Raw genomic sequence first — 19,457 nt, forward strand, 5'->3', positions numbered from 1 at the left:
CTGGCGCAAACACGATGGGTCCCACGCACCGGGGCCCACACCGTTACGGAAGAATCGGGTTTCGGGACCACCCCGTGACACCCCTAAACTGGGCGGGTGACCGAGAACGCTCAGCAGCAGCCTCCAGCGCCCGCCACCGATCTGCCGACCCAGTACGCGCCGGCCGATGTAGAGGGGGCGCTGTACGAGCGCTGGGTAGAGCGTGGTTACTTCGCGGCCGACGCCAAGAGCGACAAGCCCGCGTACACCATCGTCATCCCGCCGCCGAACGTCACCGGCAGCCTGCACCTCGGGCACGCCTTCCAGCACACCCTCATGGACGCCCTGACCAGGCGTAAGCGCATGCAGGGGTACGAGTCGCTGTGGCTCCCCGGCATGGACCACGCCGGCATCGCCACCCAGAACAAGGTCGAGCAGCAGCTCGCCGAAGAGGGCAAGTCCCGCCACGACTTGGGGCGCGAGGAGTTCGTCGAGCGCGTCTGGCAGTGGAAGGAGGAGTACGGCGGCAAGATCCTCGGCCAGATGCGCCGCCTCGGCGACGGCGTCGACTGGGACCGCGAGCGGTTCACCATGGACGAGGGCCTCTCCAAGGCCGTCCAGACCATCTTCAAGCGGCTCTACGACGACGAGTTGATCTACCGCGCCGAGCGCATCATCAACTGGTGTCCGCGCTGTCTCACCGCGATCTCCGACATCGAGGTCGAGCACCAGGAGGACGCCGGCGAACTGGTCTCCATCCGCTACGGCGAGGGGGACGACAGCCTCGTCGTCGCCACCACGCGCGCGGAGACGATGCTCGGTGACACCGCCGTCGCCGTCCACCCGGACGACGAGCGGTACCGGCACCTCATCGGCAAGCTGATCAAGCTGCCGCTCACCGACCGCTCCATCCCGGTCGTCGCCGACACCCACGTCGACCCGGAGTTCGGCACCGGCGCGGTCAAGGTGACCCCGGCGCACGACCCGAACGACTTCGAGATCGGCCGCCGCCACGACCTGCCGTCTTTGACGATCATGGACGAACACGGCGTGATCACTGTCCATGGCCCCTTCATCGGCCTGGACCGCTTCGAGGCCCGCTCGGCCGTCGTCGGCGCCCTCAAGGAACAGGGCCGCATCGTCGCCGAGAAGCGCCCCTACATGCACTCCGTCGGCCACTGCTCGCGCTGCAAGACCACGGTCGAGCCGCGGCTGTCCATGCAGTGGTGGGTCAAGGTCGGCCCCCTGGCCAAGGCTGCCGGCGACGCGGTCCGCGACGGCCGGGTCAAGATCCACCCCGAGGACATGTCGAAGCGCTACTTCGACTGGGTCGACAACATGTACGACTGGTGCATCTCGCGCCAGCTGTGGTGGGGCCACCGCATCCCCGTCTGGTACGGCCCGGACGGCGAGACGGTCTGCGTCGGCCCCGACGAGCAGCCGCCCGGCACGGAGGCCGAGGGCTGGACCCAGGACACCGACGTCCTCGACACCTGGTTCTCCTCCGGCCTGTGGCCCTTCTCCACGCTCGGCTGGCCCGAACAGACCGAGGATCTGCGGAAGTTCTACTCCACCGACGTCCTGCTCACCGGCCACGACATCATCTTCTTCTGGGTCGCCCGGATGATGATGTTCGGCCTCTACGCCATGGACGGCGAGGTCCCCTTCAAGACCATCGCCCTGACCGGTCTGGTCCGCGACGAGCGCGGCAAGAAGATGTCGAAGTCCTTCGGCAACGTCGTCGACCCGCTCGACTGGATGGACAAGTACGGCTCCGACGCGCTCCGCTTCACCCTCGCGCGCGGCGCCAACCCGGGCACCGACGTCCCGATCGGCGAGGAATGGGTCCAGGCCTCCCGGAACTTCGCCAACAAGATCTGGAACGCGACCCGCTTCGCGCTGATGAACGGCGCGACGGTGGAGGGGCCGCTGCCGGAGGCATCGAAGCTCTCGGCGACCGACCGCTGGATCCTCGCCCGTCTGAACGAGACGGTCGAGCAGGTCGACGCGTACTACGAGGACTATCAGTTCGCCAAGCTCAGTGACGCCCTGTTCCACTTCGCGTGGGACGAGGTCTTCGACTGGTACGTCGAGCTGTCCAAGACGACGTTCCAGGCGGGCGGCGAGCCGGCCGAGGTCAGCAAGCGCGTCCTGGGCGAGGTCCTGGACGTCACGCTGCGCCTGCTCCACCCGGTCGTCCCGTTCGTCACGGACACCCTGTGGACCACGCTGACGGGTGGAGAGTCCCTGGTCATCGCCGACTGGCCCCAGGACAGCGGCTTCCGCGACGACGCCGCCGAGCGCGAGATCGAGCTCGTCCAGCAGGTCGTCACCGAGGTCCGCCGCTTCCGCGCCGACCAGGGCCTCCAGCCCGGTCAGCGCGTCCCGGCCCGCCTCACGCTCGACGGTACGGTCCTCGCCCCGCACGAGGCCGCCATCCGCCAACTCCTGCGCCTCCAGCCCGAGGGCGAGGGCTTCGCGGCCACCGCGACCCTGCCGGTGGCGGGCGCCGAGGTCGCGCTCGACCTCTCCGGTGTCATCGACGTCGCCGCCGAGCGCAAGCGCCTGGCCAAGGACCTCGCGGCGGCCGAGAAGGAGAAGGCCCAGGCCACGGCCAAGCTCGGCAACGAGGCGTTCCTCGCGAAGGCCCCCGATCAGGTGGTCGACAAGATCCGCGGCCGCCTCGCCAAGGCGGACGAGGATATCGCCCGCATCGCCGCCCAGCTGGACCGCCTGCCGCAGGCGTAGCGGTCCGTACGTATACGAAGGCCCCGGTGCTTCCCGGCACCGGGGCCTTCTGCCGCGTCGGGGCGCCTGGCGAGCGCCGGTTTCCCAAGGGGCGCGGGGAACTGCGCGAGCGACCCCCACTCACCCGCAGCCGCCCGAAGGCCCGTACCCCCACCCCATGAGGCGCCCACAGCCCGGCAGAGCCAAACTCGTAGACTGGCCCCGTGAGCGAACGCAGTGACACGCAGCCCGACCCGATCGACCCGTTCGAGGAGATCATCGCCGCGGAGACCGACCGGGATCCGGACCTCGCGGTGATCGAGGCCGGCAGTCGCACCCTGCGTGCCCAGGGCGGCGCGGCGCAGGCCGACGTACCGGCCCGCCCCGCCGACCCGGCCGTCGACAAGGCGCTGCGCGCGGTCGAGACGGAACTGGCCGGCCGCTGGGGCGAGACCAAGCTGGAGCCCTCGGTCACCCGGATCGCCGCCCTGATGGACGTCCTGGGCGAGCCCCAGCGCTCGTACCCCTCCATCCACATCACCGGCACCAACGGCAAGACCTCCACCGCCCGCATGATCGAGGCCCTCCTCGGTGCCTTCGAACTGCGCACCGGCCGGTACACCTCCCCGCACGTCCAGTCGATCACCGAGCGCATCAGCCTGGACGGCGCCCCCATCTCCGCCGAGCGCTTCGTCGAGACGTACGAGGACATCAAGCCGTACATCGAGATGGTCGACGCGGCGCAGGAGTACCGGCTCTCCTTCTTCGAGGTGCTGACCGGCATGGCGTACGCCGCCTTCGCCGACGCGCCCGTGGACGTGGCGGTCGTCGAGGTCGGCATGGGCGGCACCTGGGACGCCACCAACGTCATCGACGGGGACGTGGCCGTGGTCACCCCCATCGACCTCGACCACACCGACCGGCTGGGGACGACACCCGCCGAGATCGCCGTGGAGAAGTCCGGGATCGTCAAGCAGGACGCGACCGTGATCCTGGCGCAGCAGCCGGTGGACGCGGCGCAGGTGATGCTGAAGAAGGCCGTGGAGGTCGACGCGACGGTGGCCCGGGAGGGCCTGGAGTTCGGTGTCGTGGCACGGCAGGTCGCGGTCGGCGGGCAGATGCTCACCCTGCGCGGGCTGGGCGGCGAGTACCCCGAGGTCTATCTCCCGCTGCACGGCCCGTACCAGGCGCACAACGCGGCCGTGGCGCTCGCCGCCGTCGAGGCGTTCTTCGGCGTCGGCTCGCAGCGCCCCGAGCCGCTCGACATCGACACGGTCCGCAAGGCGTTCGCGGCGGTCTCGTCCCCGGGCCGGCTGGAGGTCGTACGCCGGTCCCCGACCGTCGTGCTCGACGCGGCCCACAACCCGGCCGGCGCCCGGGCCACGGCCGAGGCTGTCGGAGAGGCGTTCGACTTCAGCCGGCTCATCGGTGTGGTCGGCGCCAGCGGCGACAAGAACGTCCGGGGTCTCCTGGAGGCCTTCGAGCCGATCTTCGCCGAGGTCGTGATCACGCAGAACACCAGCCATCGCGCGATGGACGCCGACGAGCTGGCCGGGATCGCGGTCGAGGTGTTCGGGGAGGAGCGGGTGCAGGTCGAGCCGCGGCTGCCGGACGCCCTGGAGGCGGCGATCACGCTCGCCGAGGAGGAGGGCGAGTTCACGGGCGGCGGCGTGCTCGTCACCGGTTCCGTCATCACCGTCGGCGAGGCCCGGCTGCTGCTGGGGAAGGGCTGAGTTCCACGACATGCGTACTCTCTGTGCTTCGACCCTGATCGGCGAGTTCTTCGTGATCGGCTTCGCGGGTCTGGTCGCCATGAAGGACCCGGACCTGTCCATGTCGACGGTCTGGACGGTCAGCGGCATCGCCATGTTCCTGTGCGTCGTGCTCTGCGGCCTCGTCACCCGGCCCGGCGGCGTCCAGCTCGGCTGGGCGCTGCAGATCGCGCTGATCCTCTCCGGTTTCGTCGTTCCGACCATGTTCTTCATGGGCGCGGTCTTCGCCGCCCTGTGGTGGGCCTCGGTCCACTTCGGGCGGAAGGTCGACGAGGCGAAGGCCCGGTTCGCGGCCCAGACGTCCGCCGAGGCCGGAGCCTCCTAGGCCGGCGCTCCTTCCTGGCCGCGGTGGGGTGAGGCCCGGGCGCGCTGCCCGGCCTTCCTGACGCTGCGTGACACCGGGCCGGACGCGCCCTGTAGCCTCTGAGCTCCGCACCCGTGTGAATTGAAGGAGTCACCACCGTGAGCCAGCGCACCCTCGTCCTGCTCAAGCCCGACGCCGTCCGGCGTGGCCTGACCGGCGAGATCATCAGCCGTATCGAGCGGAAGGCCGGCTGGCAGATCACCGCGCTGGAGCAGCGGACCCTGGACCAGGACACGCTGGAGCAGCACTACGGCGAGCACAAGGGCAAGCCGTTCTACGAGCCGCTCGTCGCGTTCATGTCGTCCGGGCCGGTCGTCGCGCTGATCGTCGAGGGTGAGCGGGTCATCGAAGGGGTGCGGGCGCTGGCCGGCCCGACCGACCCGATCGCCGCGCAGCCCGGTTCCATCCGTGGCGACTTCGGCGTGATCGTGCGCGAGAACCTGATCCACGCGTCGGACTCCGAGGAGTCCGCCGAGCGCGAGGTGAAGATCTTCTTCCCCGGGCGCGCGTAGCGACATGCCCGACGGCGGGGGCCGGTGATCAGTCCCGTCCCCGCCGCCCTTACCCTGCTGGTGACACTCGGCCACCACCCATCCGGCCTACCCCTGTTGACCAGCCGACCCGTGCAGAATCCGGCCGTACAACGGCATACGCGCGGCGATCGGGGGAACGCGCACCCCCGATGGATCGTCTCCACAGGCGAGGCGGCGCATCGCATGCCCACAATGGCGAAGACCCTCGCGCAGTGTTCGTGCGGGCGAGACTACGATGTAAGCCTTCACGTCACAGCACCCACTTCGCCGACCCGAAAAGCCTGAAAAGCTCTCAAAAGCCGTCAGTGCTCCACTGGGGAAGGCCACACGAATCCTGATGGGGAACTCAATGTCGTTCATCGGCCGTGACATGGCTGTCGACCTCGGGACCGCCAACACGCTGGTGTACGTCAGGGGTCGCGGGATCGTACTGAACGAGCCGTCCGTCGTCGCGATCAACACCAACACCGGTGGAATTCTCGCGGTCGGCGCGGAGGCCAAGAAGATGATCGGGCGGACCCCGGGCAACATCGTTGCCGTACGTCCGCTGAAGGACGGTGTCATCGCCGACTTCGAGATCACCGAGCGGATGCTCCGCTACTTCATCCTGAAGATCCACAAGCGGCGGTATCTCGCCCGTCCCCGGGTCGTCGTCTGCGTGCCGTCCGGCATCACCGGTGTCGAGCGCCGCGCCGTCATCGAGGCATCCTCCCAGGCGGGCGCCCGTCAGGTGCACATCATCGAGGAGCCCATGGCCGCGGCCATCGGCTCCGGCCTGCCGGTCCACGAGGCCACGGGCAACATGGTGGTGGACATCGGCGGCGGCACCACGGAGGTCGCGGTCATCTCCCTCGGCGGCATCGTCACCGCCCAGTCCATCCGCGTCGCGGGCGACGAGCTGGACAACGCGATCATCCAGCACATCAAGAAGGAGTACTCGCTCCTCCTCGGTGAGCGGACGGCCGAACAGATCAAGATCACGATCGGTTCGGCGTACGACCTCGACGCTGACGAACACACCGAGATCCGCGGCCGGGACCTGGTGTCCGGGCTGCCCAAGACCGTCGTCATCTCCGCCGCGGAAGTGCGGAAGGCGATCGAGGAACCCGTCAACGCCATCGTCGACGCCGTCAAGACGACCCTCGACAAGTGCCCGCCGGAACTCTCCGGCGACATCATGGACCGCGGCATCGTCCTGACCGGCGGCGGCGCCCTGCTCCGCGGGCTCGACGAGCGGCTGCGCCGGGAGACCGGAATGCCGATCCACATCGCCGAGGACCCGCTGGACAGCGTGGCGCTCGGCTCCGGCAAGTGCGTCGAGGAGTTCGAGGCATTGCAGCAGGTGCTCGACGCCCAGCCCCGCAGATGAGGTAACACTTCGATTCCGCCGTACGGGACGTTCTCTTCTCGTGCGGCGGATCGTTGATATCGAGGCATAAGCTCCCACAAAGCGCCCCTGTCGTTCCCGTCCCGGGATTCCCAGGGGCTACCCGAATTCCCCCATTCCTGTCGAATTCCTATGAGGAAGGCACGGCCGCCGCACGTGAGGGACACACGAGAGAGCCGGCTGCTCCTGGTGCTGCTGATCGCCGTCGCGTTCGCGCTGATCACGGTCGACATCCGCGGCGGGGAGGACTCACCGGTCGACGGTGCCCGACGTGGAGCCGCCACCGTCTTCGGCCCGATCGAGGACGGCGTGTCGACCGCCGTGGACCCCATCGGCAACGCCATAAGCGCCGTCCGGGACTCGGGCTCCCGCCACGACCGCCTCGCCGCGCTGGAGAAGGAGAACGCCGAACTGAAGGCGTCCCTCGGCAGCGACGACCGCAACCGCAGCCGGAGCAAGCAGCTCGACAAGATCCTCAGGACGGCCGCGAACGGCCGCTACGGCATCAAGGGCGCCGAGGTCATCGCCATAGGAGCGGCCCAGGGCTTCTCCTGGACCGTCACCATCGACATCGGCCGCGACGACGGCATCACCCGCGACATGACCGTCCTCAACGGCGACGGGCTCGTGGGCCGCGTCACCACCGTCGGCCCGAACACCGCGACCGTGCTCCTCGCCAACGACCCCGACTTCACCGTCGGCACCCGTATGGAGTCCACCGACGAACTCGGTTTCGCCTCCGGCCAGGGCGACCGTCCCCTGCGCGTCGAACTCCTCAACGGCAAGGCCAAGGTGAAGGCGGGCGACCGCCTCGTCACCTTCGGCTCGCAGGCCGACAAGCCGTTCGTACCGGGCGTCCCGGTCGGCCTCGTCTCCCGCGTCGACCCCTCCGGCGGCGACCTCACCCGCACGATCTACGTCAAACCGTTCGTCTCCTTCACCCGGCTCGACATCGTCGGCGTCGTCGTCCAGCCGCCCCGCAAGGACCCGCGCGACACCGTCCTGCCGAACCGGCCGAAGGCCACGCCCACCCCGACCGTGACGGTGACGGTCACCCCCGGCGCGGACGAACTCGCCGAAGACGCCGACGGACAGCCGCAAGAGCAGTAGACGTAGGACAGTAGGAGCTGACCCCCTGATGCGCTTCAACCGGATGCTGCTCTCCACGACCCTGGTGATCGTCGCCCTGGTGATCCAGGTGAGCGTCCTCGCCAGACTCCATCTCCCGGGTGCCGTACCGGACCTGGTGCTCCTCACCGTGCTCGGCCTCGCCCTGGCCTACGGCCATGTCGGCGGCGCCCTCATCGGCTTCGGCGCCGGACTGCTCTCCGACCTCGCGCCCCCAGCCGACCACGCGGCCGGACGGTACGCCCTGGTCCTCTGCGTCATCGGCTACCTCGCCGGGCTGGCGAAGCCGGAGACGGGCCGGCTGAAGTCGGCGACCGGCCCCATGGCCGTGGTCGTCGTGGCCGCCCTCGGCGCGACCCTGCTGTACGCCGGTGTCGGCGCCCTCGTCGGCGACGACGCGGCCCGCCACGTCGGCCTGCCCAGCCTGCTGTTCACCGCCGCGCTCTACGACCTGCTGCTCGCGCCCTTCGTCGTGCCCGGCGTCATGGCGCTGGCCCGGCGCGCCGACAACGACCCGCTCGCGGAGACCGGCAGCACCGCCAAGACCTCCGACGTCGCCTCCGGCTGGCTCTCCTCCGGCACGGGACTGCGCATCGGCAGCCAGCGCGGCGGACTGCGCATCAAGGCCGCACGCTCACGGATGGCCAGGGCGGGACGCATCAAGGGGGTCAAGCGGCTGTGAGGGCGGGGCAAAGGAATTCGGGAACCGATCACGGCCGAGCGGTGTACCCCATGTACCGGCACTCCGCGCACCACCCGCACACGCACTGAGAGGGGGAGACAGGCAGTGACCAACATCCCGGAGACCGGGCGGACCCCACGGGTCCAGATCCGGCTCGTCATCATCCAGATCCTCGTCTTCTCCCTCCTCGGCACCCTCGGCGGCCGCCTCTGGTACCTCCAGATCCGCGAGGGCGACGCGTACGCCAAGGAGGCGTCGGGCAACCACGTCCAGCAGGTCGTCCAGCCCGCCGTGCGCGGCTCGATCCTGGACGCCCGGGGCGTGCCGATCGCCGACAACGAGACCCGGCTGGTCGTCTCCGCCTCCCGCACCGACCTGCTGAAGATGGACGACGACGGCAAGGCCGTCCTCACCAAGCTGGCCGGCGTCCTGGACATGAAGCCCCAGGACGTCATGGACAAGGTCCGCCTCTGCGACTCCGAGACGCCCCAGCCCTGCTGGAACGGCTCGCCCTACCAGCCGATCCCCATCACCGACGAGGCCACCGCCAAGCAGGCCCTGCAGATCCGCGAGCGCTCGGAGGACTTCCCCGGCATCACCGCCGAACCCCAGGCCGTCCGCCGGTACGCCAGCCCCGGCGGCTCCAGGACCTCGCAGGTGCTCGGCTACCTCTCGCCGGTCACCGACGAGGAGATCACCAAGGCCCAGGACACCGACTCGCCGTATCTGCGCTCCGACCAGGTCGGCCGCTCCGGCCTGGAGCGCCAGTACGACAAGGAGCTGCGCGGCAAGGCCGGCGTCACCCGCTACGAGGTCGACAACCTCGGCCGTGTCATCGGTGAGGCCGAGGCGGACCCCGCCCAGCCCGGGGCCAACCTGGTGACCAGCGTCGACGCCCGCGTGCAGCGCATCGCCGAGTACGAACTCAACGAGGCGATGAAGGAGGCCCGCAAGCAGAACGACCGCAACACGGGCACCAACTACAAGGCCGACTCCGGCGCCGTCGTCGTGATGGAGGCCAAGACCGGCCGCGTCGTCGCCATGGCCTCCAACCCGGACTACGACCCGAACGCCTGGGTGGGCGGCATCTCCGCCAAGGACTACGCCAGGCTCACCGGCAAGAAGTCCAACTACCCGCTGCTGAACCGCGCCATCCAGGGCCAGTCGGCCCCCGGCTCCATCTTCAAGGTGGTCCCGACGGCTGCCGCGGTGAACGCCGGCTACTCCTTCAACGGCCCCTACGAGTGCTCCAGTTCGTACTCGATCGGCGGCCAGGTCTTCAAGAACTTCGAGTCCCAGAGCCACGGCGGCATCAGCCTCGGCAAGGCCCTGGAGGTCTCCTGCGACACCGTCTTCTACCGCCTCGCCCACGAGGAGTGGAAGCGCGACGGAGGCATCAAGCCCAAGAAGGGCGCCCACAACTGGTTCTACAAGACCGCCCACCAGTTCGGCCTCGGCGCGGAGACCGGCATCGACCTGCCCAACGAGGTCGCCGGCCGCATCCCGGACCGCAAGTGGAAGCTGGACTACTGGAAGGCCAACAAGGACGCCTGGTGCAAGTACGGCAAGAAGGGCGGCACGTACGCCGAGCAGATCGCGTACGAGAACTGCCTGGAAGGCAACCGCATGCGCGCCGGTGACTCCGTCAACTACTCCATCGGCCAGGGCGACACCCTCGTCACCCCCATCCAGATGGCCACCATCTACGCGGCCATCTCCAACGGCGGCACCCTCTACGACCCCACCGTCGGCAAGGCCGTCATCAGCGCCGACGGCAAGAACGTGCGGGAGATCGCTCCCAAGTCGCACGGCAGGCTGCCGATGACGAAGAAGACGCACGACGAGATAGACGAAGCCCTCGAAGGAGTCGCGACCCGCGGCACGGCCGCCTGGCGCTTCCAGGGGTGGCCGCAGGACAAGATCCCCATGCACGCCAAGACCGGTACGGCCGAGGTCTACGGCAAGCAGACGACGTCCTGGTTCGCCACGTACACCAAGGACTACTCGATCGTCATGACGATCTCCCAGGGTGGTACGGGTTCCGGCGCCTCGGCCCCCGCCGTGCGCAAGCTCTACAACGCGCTGTACGGAGTCTCCGAGGACGGCAAGATCAACAAGAAGAACGCGTTGCTGCCCACCCCGCAGAAGCGTCTGCCGAAGATCGAGTCCGACGGCTCGATCGACAGCCCGAAGCTGGGCACCTACCCGCCGAAGAAGACCGAGAAGGACGCCGAGGAGGACGGCACCCAGACCGTTGCCGCCGGCCCCCTCACCGCCGGACCCGTTGTCGGGCCCGCCGCCCGGTCGGTGTCCTTCGACGGCCCCCCGGCGATCGTCGGCACGCGCGGCGGCAGCGGCAACCGGGCGGCGCGACGGCGTCGACGCCGGTCGGCGACGGCGTATCCCGGCACCCTTGGCGGAACGCTCACGCGGAGGACGTCCCCATGACCGGCAACAGTTTCTCCGTCTCCGGGTACGGTCCCGAGCGCTCCGGCTGGACCCGGCTGTTCGCCCGGGACTCGCTCGCCCGCCGGCTCGACTGGCCGATACTGTTCTCGGCCATCGCGCTCTCCCTGATCGGTGCCGCCCTCGTCTACTCGGCGACGCGCAACCGCACCGAACTCAACCAGGGCGATCCGTACTACTTCCTCCTGCGGCACCTGCTCAACACCGGCATCGGCTTCGCCCTGATGATCGGCACGGTCTGGCTCGGCCACCGCACCCTGCGCACGGCCGTCCCCATCCTGTACGGCATCTCGGTCCTGCTGATCCTCCTGGTGCTGACCCCGCTGGGGGCGACGATCAACGGCGCCCACGCCTGGATCGTCGTCGGCGGCGGCTTCTCGCTCCAGCCCTCCGAGTTCGTGAAGATCACGATCATCCTGGGCATGGCGATGCTGCTGGCGGCCCGGGTGGACGCGGGAGACAAACCCCATCCCGACCACCGCACGGTCGTTCAGGCCCTCGGCCTCGCCGCCGTACCGATTCTGATCGTCCTGCTGATGCCCGACCTCGGCTCGGTCATGGTCATGGTGGTCATCATCCTGGGCGTCCTGCTCACCTCCGGCGCGTCCAACCGCTGGGTCCTCGGCCTCATCGGCACGGGCGCCATGGGCGCGATCGCCGTCTGGCAGCTCGGGGTGCTCGACGAGTACCAGATCAACCGCTTCGCGGCCTTCGCCAACCCCGAGCTGGACCCGGCCGGCGTCGGCTACAACACCAACCAGGCCCGTATCGCCATCGGCTCCGGCGGACTGCTCGGCACCGGGCTGTTCAAGGGCTCGCAGACCACCGGACAGTTCGTGCCCGAGCAGCAGACCGACTTCGTCTTCACGGTGGCCGGGGAGGAGCTGGGATTCGTGGGTGCGGGACTGATCATCCTGCTGCTCGGTGTCGTCCTGTGGCGGGCCTGCCGTATCGCCCGCGAGACGACCGAGCTGTACGGCACGATCGTCGCCGGCGGCATCATCGCCTGGTTCGCCTTCCAGGCCTTCGAGAACATCGGCATGACCCTCGGCATCATGCCGGTGGCGGGACTGCCCCTGCCGTTCGTGTCGTACGGCGGATCGTCGATGTTCGCGGTGTGGGTGGCGGTGGGGCTGCTGCAGTCCATCCGGGTGGAGCGGCCGATGTCCGCATAGGGCTCCGCACCGCCCTCGGGGCAGGCTTCCGGTCTCCCGCGGCAGCGCGATGGTCTGCCCCTTCGCCCGAAGGCGTACTAGATTCATTTCATGGCGGACACCAAGCGTGAGATCGAGCGGAAGTACGAGTCCGACGAGAGCGGCCTGCCCGATCTCACCGGTGTGACCGGCGTCGCGACGGTCGTCGACAAGGGCGTGGCGGAGCTGGACGCCGTCTACTACGACACCCCGGACGAGCGCCTGGCCGCCGCCGCCGTCACCCTGCGGCGCCGCACGGGCGGCAGCGACGCGGGCTGGCATCTGAAGCTCCCCGTCTCCGCGGGGGTACGCGACGAGATCCGGGCCCCGCTGTCCGACACCCTGCCCGACGAACTCGCGGGGCTCGTGCGTTCCCGGGTCCGGGGAGCCGACCTGGTCCCGCTGGTCCGTCTGCTGTCCACGCGCGACGTCAGCGAACTCCTCGACGCGGACGGCACCCTCCTCGCCGAGGTCAGCGTCGACGCCGTGGTCGCCGAGCGGCTCACCGAGGACGGCCGGACCGCCCAGTGGTCCGAGATCGAGGTCGAACTCGCCGACGACGGCGACCCGGCCTTCCTCGACAAGGTCGAGAAGAAGCTGCGCAAGGCGGGTGTCCGGCCGTCGGACTCGCCCTCCAAGCTGGCCAGGGCACTGCGGGAGACGGCCCCCAGGAACAAGAAGGGGAAGAAGAAGGACCAGAAGAAGGACGGGAAGAAGGCCGAGGCAGCGGTTCCGGGCGAGCCCGTCACCCCCGGCGACCACGTCCTCGCCTACATCCGCGTCCAGCGCGACGCGATCGTCGAACTCGATCCCGCCGTCCGCCGGGACGTCTTCGACTCCGTCCACAGCATGCGGGTCGCCACGCGCCGGCTGCGCAGCACCTTCAAGTCGTTCGGGAAGGTGCTCGACCGGACCGTCACGGACCCGATCGGCGAGGAGCTGAAGTGGCTCGCGGGGGAGCTGGGCGTCGACCGTGACCGGGAGGTCCTGACGGAACGGCTCACCGAGGCACTGGACGCCCTGCCCGAGACCCTGGTGACCGGCCCGGTGCACGCACGGCTGCGCGCCTGGTCGCAGCAGGACGGCCACACGGGCCCCCGGCGCGAGCTGATCGACGCGCTGGACGGACCGCGGTACCTGGCCCTGCTGACCTCCCTGGACGCCGTGCTCGCCGACCCGCCGCTGCTCGCGGCGGCCGAGGGCGACGCCGAGAAGGTGATCACCAAGACGGTCCGCAAGGACGTCGGCAAGGTGGCGGCACTGGTCGAGGAGGCCCTGGCACAGCCGCCCGGCGCGGACCGGGACCTCGCCATGCACGAGGCCCGCAAGAAGACCAAGCGCACCCGGTACGCGGCCGAGGCGGCGCAGCCGCTGCTGGGCAAGCCGGCCAAGGCCCTGGTCAAGGACATGAAGTCCCTGCAGAGCCTCCTGGGCGACCACCAGGACAGCGTGATGGCCCGCGAGACCCTGCGCGACCTCGCCCACCAGGCCCATGCGGCGCCGGGGGAGAGCGCCTTCACGTACGGAGTGCTGTACGGCAGGGAGGAGCGCCGGGCGGAGCGCGCGGAGGAGGCGCTGCCGTCGACCTGGGCGGAGATCCGCGACGGCCTGCCCTTCTAGACGGCGCCCGCCCCACCGGGCGGCCGGGCCGCCGGAGCCCGGGCGTGCGAGGGGTGTCTCCGGGGGCGTTACGCTAGATGGTCACCCCCCGTCCGCTCACGAAGGTAACCTCCGCGATGTCTGTCGAGTCGGTCTTCCCACAGCTAGAGGCACTGCTGCCGCATGTGCAGAAGCCGATCCAGTACGTGGGCGGTGAGCTCAACTCCACCGTCAAGCCCTGGGAGTCCGCGGACGTCCGCTGGGCGCTCATGTACCCGGACGCGTACGAGGTCGGGCTGCCCAACCAGGGCGTCATGATCCTCTACGAGGTCCTGAACGAGCGCGAGGGCGTCCTGGCCGAGCGCACGTACAGCGTCTGGCCCGACCTGGAGGCGCTGATGCGGGAGCACGGCGTCCCGCAGTTCACCGTCGACAGCCACCGCCCGGTGAAGGCCTTCGACGTGTTCGGCCTGTCCTTCTCCACGGAGCTGGGCTACACGAATATGCTGACCGCGCTGGACCTGGCCGGCATCCCCCTGGAGGCCAAGGACCGCACGGTCGACGACCCGATCGTCCTGGCCGGCGGCCACGCGGCCTTCAACCCCGAGCCGATCGCCGAGTTCATCGACGCGGCGATCATCGGCGACGGCGAACAGGCCGTGCTCGACATGACCGAGATCATCCGCGCGTGGAAGGCGGAGGGCCGGCCCGGCGGGCGCGAGGAGGTCCTCTTCCGTCTCGCGAGGACGGGATCGGTGTACATCCCGGCGTTCTACGACGTGGAGTACCTGCCCGACGGCCGCATCGGCCGCGTCGTACCGAACCGGTCCGGCGTCCCGTGGCGGGTGTCCAAGCACACCGTCATGGACCTGGACGAGTGGCCGTACCCCAAGCAGCCCCTGGTCCCGCTCGCCGAGACGGTCCACGAGCGCATGTCGGTGGAGATCTTCCGCGGCTGCACCCGCGGCTGCCGTTTCTGCCAGGCGGGCATGATCACCCGCCCGGTCCGCGAGCGTTCCATCACGGGCATCGGCGAGATGGTCGACAAGGGCCTCAAGGCGACCGGCTTCGAGGAGGTCGGCCTGCTCTCCCTCTCCTCCGCCGACCACAGCGAGATCGGCGACATCGCCAAGGGCCTCGCCGACCGGTACGAGGAGGACAAGATCGGCCTGTCCCTCCCCTCGACCCGCGTGGACGCCTTCAACGTCGACCTCGCGAACGAACTGACCCGCAACGGCCGTCGCTCCGGTCTCACCTTCGCCCCCGAGGGCGGCTCCGAGCGCATGCGCAAGGTCATCAACAAGATGGTCTCGGAGGAGGACCTGATCCGGACGGTCTCCACCGCGTACGGCAACGGCTGGCGCCAGGTGAAGCTGTACTTCATGTGCGGCCTGCCGACGGAGACGGACGAGGACGTCCTCCAGATCGCCGACATGGCGATGAAGGTGATCGCCGAGGGCCGCAAGGTCTCCGGCCAGAACGACATCCGCTGCACGGTGTCCATCGGCGGCTTCGTCCCCAAGCCCCACACCCCGTTCCAGTGGGCGCCGCAGCTCTCCGCCGAGGGGACGGACGCACGGCTCGAAAAGCTCCGGGACAAGATCCGCGGCGACAAGAAGTACGGCCGCTCCATCGGCTTCCGCTACCACGACGGCAAGCCGGGCATCGTCGAGGGCCTGCTGTCCCGCGGCGACCGTCGCATCGGCGCCGTCATCCGCGCGGTCTACGAGGACGGCGGCCGCTTCGACGGCTGGCGCGAGCACTTCTCCTACGACCGCTGGATGGCCTGCGCCGAGAAGACGCTCCCGGCCTTCGGAGTCGACGTCGACTGGTACACCACGCGCGAGCGCACCTACGAGGAGGTCCTCCCCTGGGACCACCTGGACTCGGGCCTCGACAAGGACTGGCTCTGGGAGGACTGGCAGGACGCCCTCGACGAGACCGAGGTCGAGGACTGCCGCTGGACCCCGTGCTTCGACTGCGGCGTCTGCCCGCAGATGGACACGTCCATCCAGATCGGCCCGACGGGCAAGAAGCTGCTGCCGCTGTCGGTCAAGAGTGCCGCGCCCGTGACCAGTGGTCACTCTCACTGAGGTGGGAGGGGCACTCGATCCGGTGCCGTCCCGTACGCCGCTGCCCGAGCCGGGACGTGACTCGCAGATCCTTTCCGAGGTGGAGTGGGTCTGAGGTCTGTACCGGCCGGGCGTGACTGCATGACCCTGCGAGCCCCTTTCCCGACCGGGACGGGGGCTCGCTGCTTTTCCAGGGCCGTGTGGGGGACGGAATGGATCGTCCGGGTGCACAAGTGCTGTGCATATGTGTCAGGTCTGCGAGAAGGGCACGGATGGGAAGGCGGTCGCCCGGGTCGTGAGAGCCGGTGCGAGGGTGCCGGCCGGCCGGGCGTGACGAAAGGCGGGTTGCCGACGTGGTGGAAGCGGCTTCGCCGGGCTCCGAGGACGATGAGGATTCCACTGCCCTCGGGGGCTATCAGCAGGAGCTGAAGCGGACTCTCGGTTCTTTTCAGGTGTTCGCGGTCTCGTTCGCGTTCATCTCGGTGGCGGTCGGCATCTTCTCGACCTACGACGACGTGCTGCAGAACGCGGGGCCGGTCGGTATCTGGCTGTGGGTCATCGCGACGGTGGGTCAGGTGCTGGTGGCCCTGGTGGTGGCGCAGCTCGCAGGGCGCATCCCGCTCAGCGGCTCGTCCTACCAATGGGCCTCGCGGCTGGCCAACCCGAAGGTCGGCTGGGGATTCGGCTGGCTGAGCTTCTGCTACCTGGCCATCGCCGTGGTGGCGATCGACAACGCGCTCGCCAGTCAGGCGTTCATGCCGCTCGTGGGTCTGCGGCCGGACGAGGACACCGCACGAGTGATCACCCTGGTGATCCTGCTGGTCCAAGCCGTGGTCGTCGTGGCCTCGACGCGCCTCGTGAGCCTGATCAACACGACCGCGGTGGGGCTGGAGCTGGCGTTGGTCGTGGTGGTGGCGCTCGCCCTTGCCATCGCGGTGGCGGTCACCGGCCATGGCGCGCCCGGCAACCTGACCTCGCGCGGCATCACCGAGCATGCCCCGCACTACTTCGACGTCGGCGGGGGGCTGATGATCGCGATGATCATGGGCCTCGCCACGCTGGTCGGCTTCGATTCCGCGGCGAACCTGGCCGAGGAGGCCAAGGACCCCTTCCGTAGCGTTCCGCGCGCGATCGTGGGGTCCGTTGTAGCCGCCGGTGTACTGGGGATCGCGTTCCTGGTATGCCTCACCATCGCGATCGAGGACATCCCCCGGATCACCGCGAGCGAGTCGCCCGTCGCGGCGATCATGCGTGAGCAGCTGGGGGCGCCGATGGAGAGAGTGCTCCTCGCGGCCATCGCGATCGCCTTCTTCGGTGCCGGGACGGTGGTGATGACCGCGTGTTCACGGATGGTTTTCGCGATGTCGCGCGACGGGCGCTTCCCTGCCCACCGGCTCATGCGCCGGGTCAGCCCTCGCACGCAGACGCCGATCCCCGCGACGGTGCTGATTCTCGTTGTGGGCGTCGTCCTGATGGTCGCGCTGCCGGGCGCCGCGCTACTGAAGCTGATCACGGCGTCCACGATCCTTCCGGCGATCATCTACGGCGCGACGATCGGCCTGTACCTCGCGGTGCGCCGTCGGTTGGACCGCAAGAAGGGCGCTTTTGATCTCGGCCGGTTCGAGTTGCCGGTCGCGGTCTGCGCGATGGTGTGGACGCTCGTTTCCCTGGTCGTGCTGGTGTCGCCGTCCGAAGCGCTCGTTCCCGTGCTGATCGTGGCGGGTCTGCTCGTCGTCGGCGGGGCGTTCTTCGTCGGCCTGCTGCTGTTCAATCGCCCGGCGCTGGAGACCGAGCCCGGGGATGTGAGTGTCTTCGAGCACTGACCCGGTGTTCGACGTGTGTGGGGCGGGGGCCGGGTGTGAGGGGTGTCCGGAGGCCGGGTCGGCCGATCTCCGGGCACCCCTGTTCGTGTCCTATCGGCCTGTCACGCGGGGTGTGACGGTGGAGCCGCCGTTGATGATGCTCTCCGAGGGCTGGAGTTCGACCCTGAACCAGGGGCGCGGGTTGCCCTGGGCGTCGTCGCAGTTCAGGGTGGCGTGCGGTGCCGTGTCGACCGGCACGCAGGTGGTCTCCCAGATCTGGCCCACGGTGGTGACGACGTTGAACTTGACCAGGCCCTTGTCGGCGCCCGTGTGCTCGCCCTTGTCCTGACCCTTGTCACCGCCGTGGTCCTTGCCGGTGCCGGAGCCGTGGTCCTTGCCCGTGTCCGTGCCGTGGTCCTGGCCGGTGCCCTGGGTGTACTCCTTGCCGGTGTCGTGACCGGTGTCCTGGGCGTTGGCCTGGCCCGCGTTCTGGGCGTGACCCTGGCCCGTGTTCTGGTACTGACCCGTGTTCTGGGCATGGCCCTGGTCGTGGCTCTGGCCCGTGCCCTGGCCGTGGCCCGTGCTCGTGCCCTGGTCGTGCCCGCTGCCGGAGCCGTGGTCCTTGCCGGTGTCCTTGCCCGTCTCCTTCTGCCCGTGTCCGGAGGAGGAGTGGGTGTTGACCGAGACACCGCAGGCGTAGCCGACCTGGCGGCCCTGTGAATCACGGCCGCCCGAGGGGAAGTTGGGGTGGGTGCTGAGGTCGGTCCACAGGAACGGGTGGGCGGTGGCGCCCGTCAGGTCGCGGATGCCGGCGAAGACCCGCCCCTTGGTCAGGACGACCCGGAACTCGAGCTTCTTCGAGTCCTGCACCGCGTCGATGTCGGAGCAGGGGCCGGCGGGCCCGGTGGCACCGGTCGTTCCCATGACGCCTGTGGCGCCTGTGGCGCCCGTGGAGCCGGTCGTGCCCGTCGCTCCCGTGGCCCCCGTGGCTCCGGTCACTCCCGCTCCGGTGGCGCCCGTGGCCCCTGTGGCTCCCGTCGCTCCGGTGGCCCCCGTCGCTCCGGTGACTCCCGCTCCGGTGGGCCCGGTGGGTCCGGCGATACCGGTGGCGCCCGTCGGTCCCGTGGGCCCGGCGATACCGTCCGCTCCCGTCGGCCCGGTCGCGCCCGTGAGGCCGTCCGCTCCCGTGGGACCGGTCGGACCCGTGGCGCCGGCCTCGCCGGTGTCGCCCTGAGGACCGGTCTCCCCTCGGGGGCCGGTGTCGCCCCGGGGGCCGGTCTCACCTCTCGGGCCCGTGGCGCCGGTCGCTCCTGGGGGGCCGGTCTGACCGCCGGGACCTTCCTCACAGTGGTCGTCGTCGTTGCCACCGAGGGCCGCGATGCGGTCGTGGTCCTCCTGGTCGTACCAGTCGGACGCCGAGGAGTCGTGCTCGTCCTGCTGCCCGCCGTGCTCGTCGTGGTGCTCGTGGTCGTCGGAGGGCGGGCATTCCTCGTCGTCGGACCTCGTCACGGAGGAGTGTTCGGACATGTTTCGTGTGGTGGCGACGGCGGGGGCGGCCAGACCGGCTGTCACTACCAGCGCGAGCGAGGCGAAGGTGCTGACCTTGGTGATCCTGTCGCGAGCCAGCGGGCCTATCAGTGAGATCGTCCTGCGCTCAGGACTCATCTATGTGCTCCTTGTTTCAACCGGTTTGGGGCTTTTCCCCTCACTCGATCGTGAGCCTCACCCCTGTCCACCGAGCCGACCAGCGCGC

Annotated in this window: 13 protein-coding genes; 12 read left to right on the forward strand and 1 reads right to left on the reverse strand. The window is 69.6% G+C overall.

Going from position 1 to position 19,457, the window contains the following annotated elements:
- The first annotated feature begins 96 nt into the window (after positions 1-96).
- The 12 genes from SCAB_RS28645 to SCAB_RS28700 all read left to right on the forward strand — a co-directional run bounded on the left by SCAB_RS28645 (position 97) and on the right by SCAB_RS28700 (position 17,725).
- Positions 97-2,727: a valine--tRNA ligase gene (locus SCAB_RS28645; RefSeq protein WP_013003582.1), complete on the forward strand. Its 2,631-nt coding sequence runs from the start codon at positions 97-99 to the stop codon at positions 2,725-2,727.
- Between the two features lie 203 nt (positions 2,728-2,930).
- Complete coding sequence (folC, locus tag SCAB_RS28650) at positions 2,931-4,439, forward strand: bifunctional tetrahydrofolate synthase/dihydrofolate synthase (RefSeq protein WP_013003583.1); 1,509 nt, start codon at positions 2,931-2,933, stop codon at positions 4,437-4,439.
- Between the two features lie 10 nt (positions 4,440-4,449).
- Complete coding sequence (locus tag SCAB_RS28655) at positions 4,450-4,803, forward strand: DUF4233 domain-containing protein (protein WP_013003584.1); 354 nt, start codon at positions 4,450-4,452, stop codon at positions 4,801-4,803.
- A 137-nt stretch (positions 4,804-4,940) separates the two neighbouring features.
- On the forward strand, positions 4,941-5,354 hold the full coding sequence (gene ndk / locus SCAB_RS28660; protein WP_013003585.1) for a nucleoside-diphosphate kinase: 414 nt from the start codon (positions 4,941-4,943) through the stop codon (positions 5,352-5,354).
- Positions 5,355-5,724: 370 nt separating this feature from the next.
- Positions 5,725-6,744, forward strand: a complete 1,020-nt coding sequence (locus SCAB_RS28665; RefSeq protein WP_004931372.1) for a rod shape-determining protein — start codon at positions 5,725-5,727, stop codon at positions 6,742-6,744.
- 174 nt (positions 6,745-6,918) lie between these two features.
- Positions 6,919-7,872: a rod shape-determining protein MreC gene (mreC, locus tag SCAB_RS28670; RefSeq protein WP_013003586.1), complete on the forward strand. Its 954-nt coding sequence runs from the start codon at positions 6,919-6,921 to the stop codon at positions 7,870-7,872.
- Positions 7,873-7,900: 28 nt separating this feature from the next.
- Complete coding sequence (mreD, locus tag SCAB_RS28675) at positions 7,901-8,572, forward strand: rod shape-determining protein MreD (RefSeq protein WP_013003587.1); 672 nt, start codon at positions 7,901-7,903, stop codon at positions 8,570-8,572.
- A gap of 105 nt (positions 8,573-8,677) precedes the next feature.
- Positions 8,678-11,020: a penicillin-binding protein 2 gene (gene mrdA, locus SCAB_RS28680; protein WP_013003588.1), complete on the forward strand. Its 2,343-nt coding sequence runs from the start codon at positions 8,678-8,680 to the stop codon at positions 11,018-11,020.
- Entirely contained in the window at positions 11,017-12,213 is a 1,197-nt protein-coding gene (gene rodA / locus SCAB_RS28685) for a rod shape-determining protein RodA (RefSeq protein WP_013003589.1), read from the forward strand. The genes mrdA and rodA overlap by 4 nt, the downstream gene beginning before the upstream one ends.
- A 90-nt stretch (positions 12,214-12,303) precedes the next feature.
- A complete protein-coding gene (locus tag SCAB_RS28690) occupies positions 12,304-13,851 on the forward strand; it encodes a CYTH and CHAD domain-containing protein (RefSeq protein ID WP_013003590.1) in 1,548 nt (515 codons plus the stop codon).
- 116 nt (positions 13,852-13,967) lie between these two features.
- Complete coding sequence (locus SCAB_RS28695; protein WP_013003591.1) at positions 13,968-15,923, forward strand: TIGR03960 family B12-binding radical SAM protein; 1,956 nt, start codon at positions 13,968-13,970, stop codon at positions 15,921-15,923.
- 332 nt (positions 15,924-16,255) lie between these two features.
- Positions 16,256-17,725: an APC family permease gene (locus SCAB_RS28700; protein WP_013003592.1), complete on the forward strand. Its 1,470-nt coding sequence runs from the start codon at positions 16,256-16,258 to the stop codon at positions 17,723-17,725.
- Between the two features lie 90 nt (positions 17,726-17,815).
- On the opposite strand, the gene SCAB_RS49090 is transcribed toward SCAB_RS28700, so the two are convergent.
- Positions 17,816-19,369: a collagen-like protein gene (locus SCAB_RS49090; protein ID WP_013003593.1), complete on the reverse strand. Its 1,554-nt coding sequence runs from the start codon at positions 19,367-19,369 to the stop codon at positions 17,816-17,818.
- Between the last annotated feature and the right edge of the window lie 88 nt (positions 19,370-19,457).

The organism is Streptomyces scabiei 87.22 (assembly GCF_000091305.1).
Classification (GTDB): Bacteria; Actinomycetota; Actinomycetes; order Streptomycetales; family Streptomycetaceae; genus Streptomyces; species Streptomyces scabiei.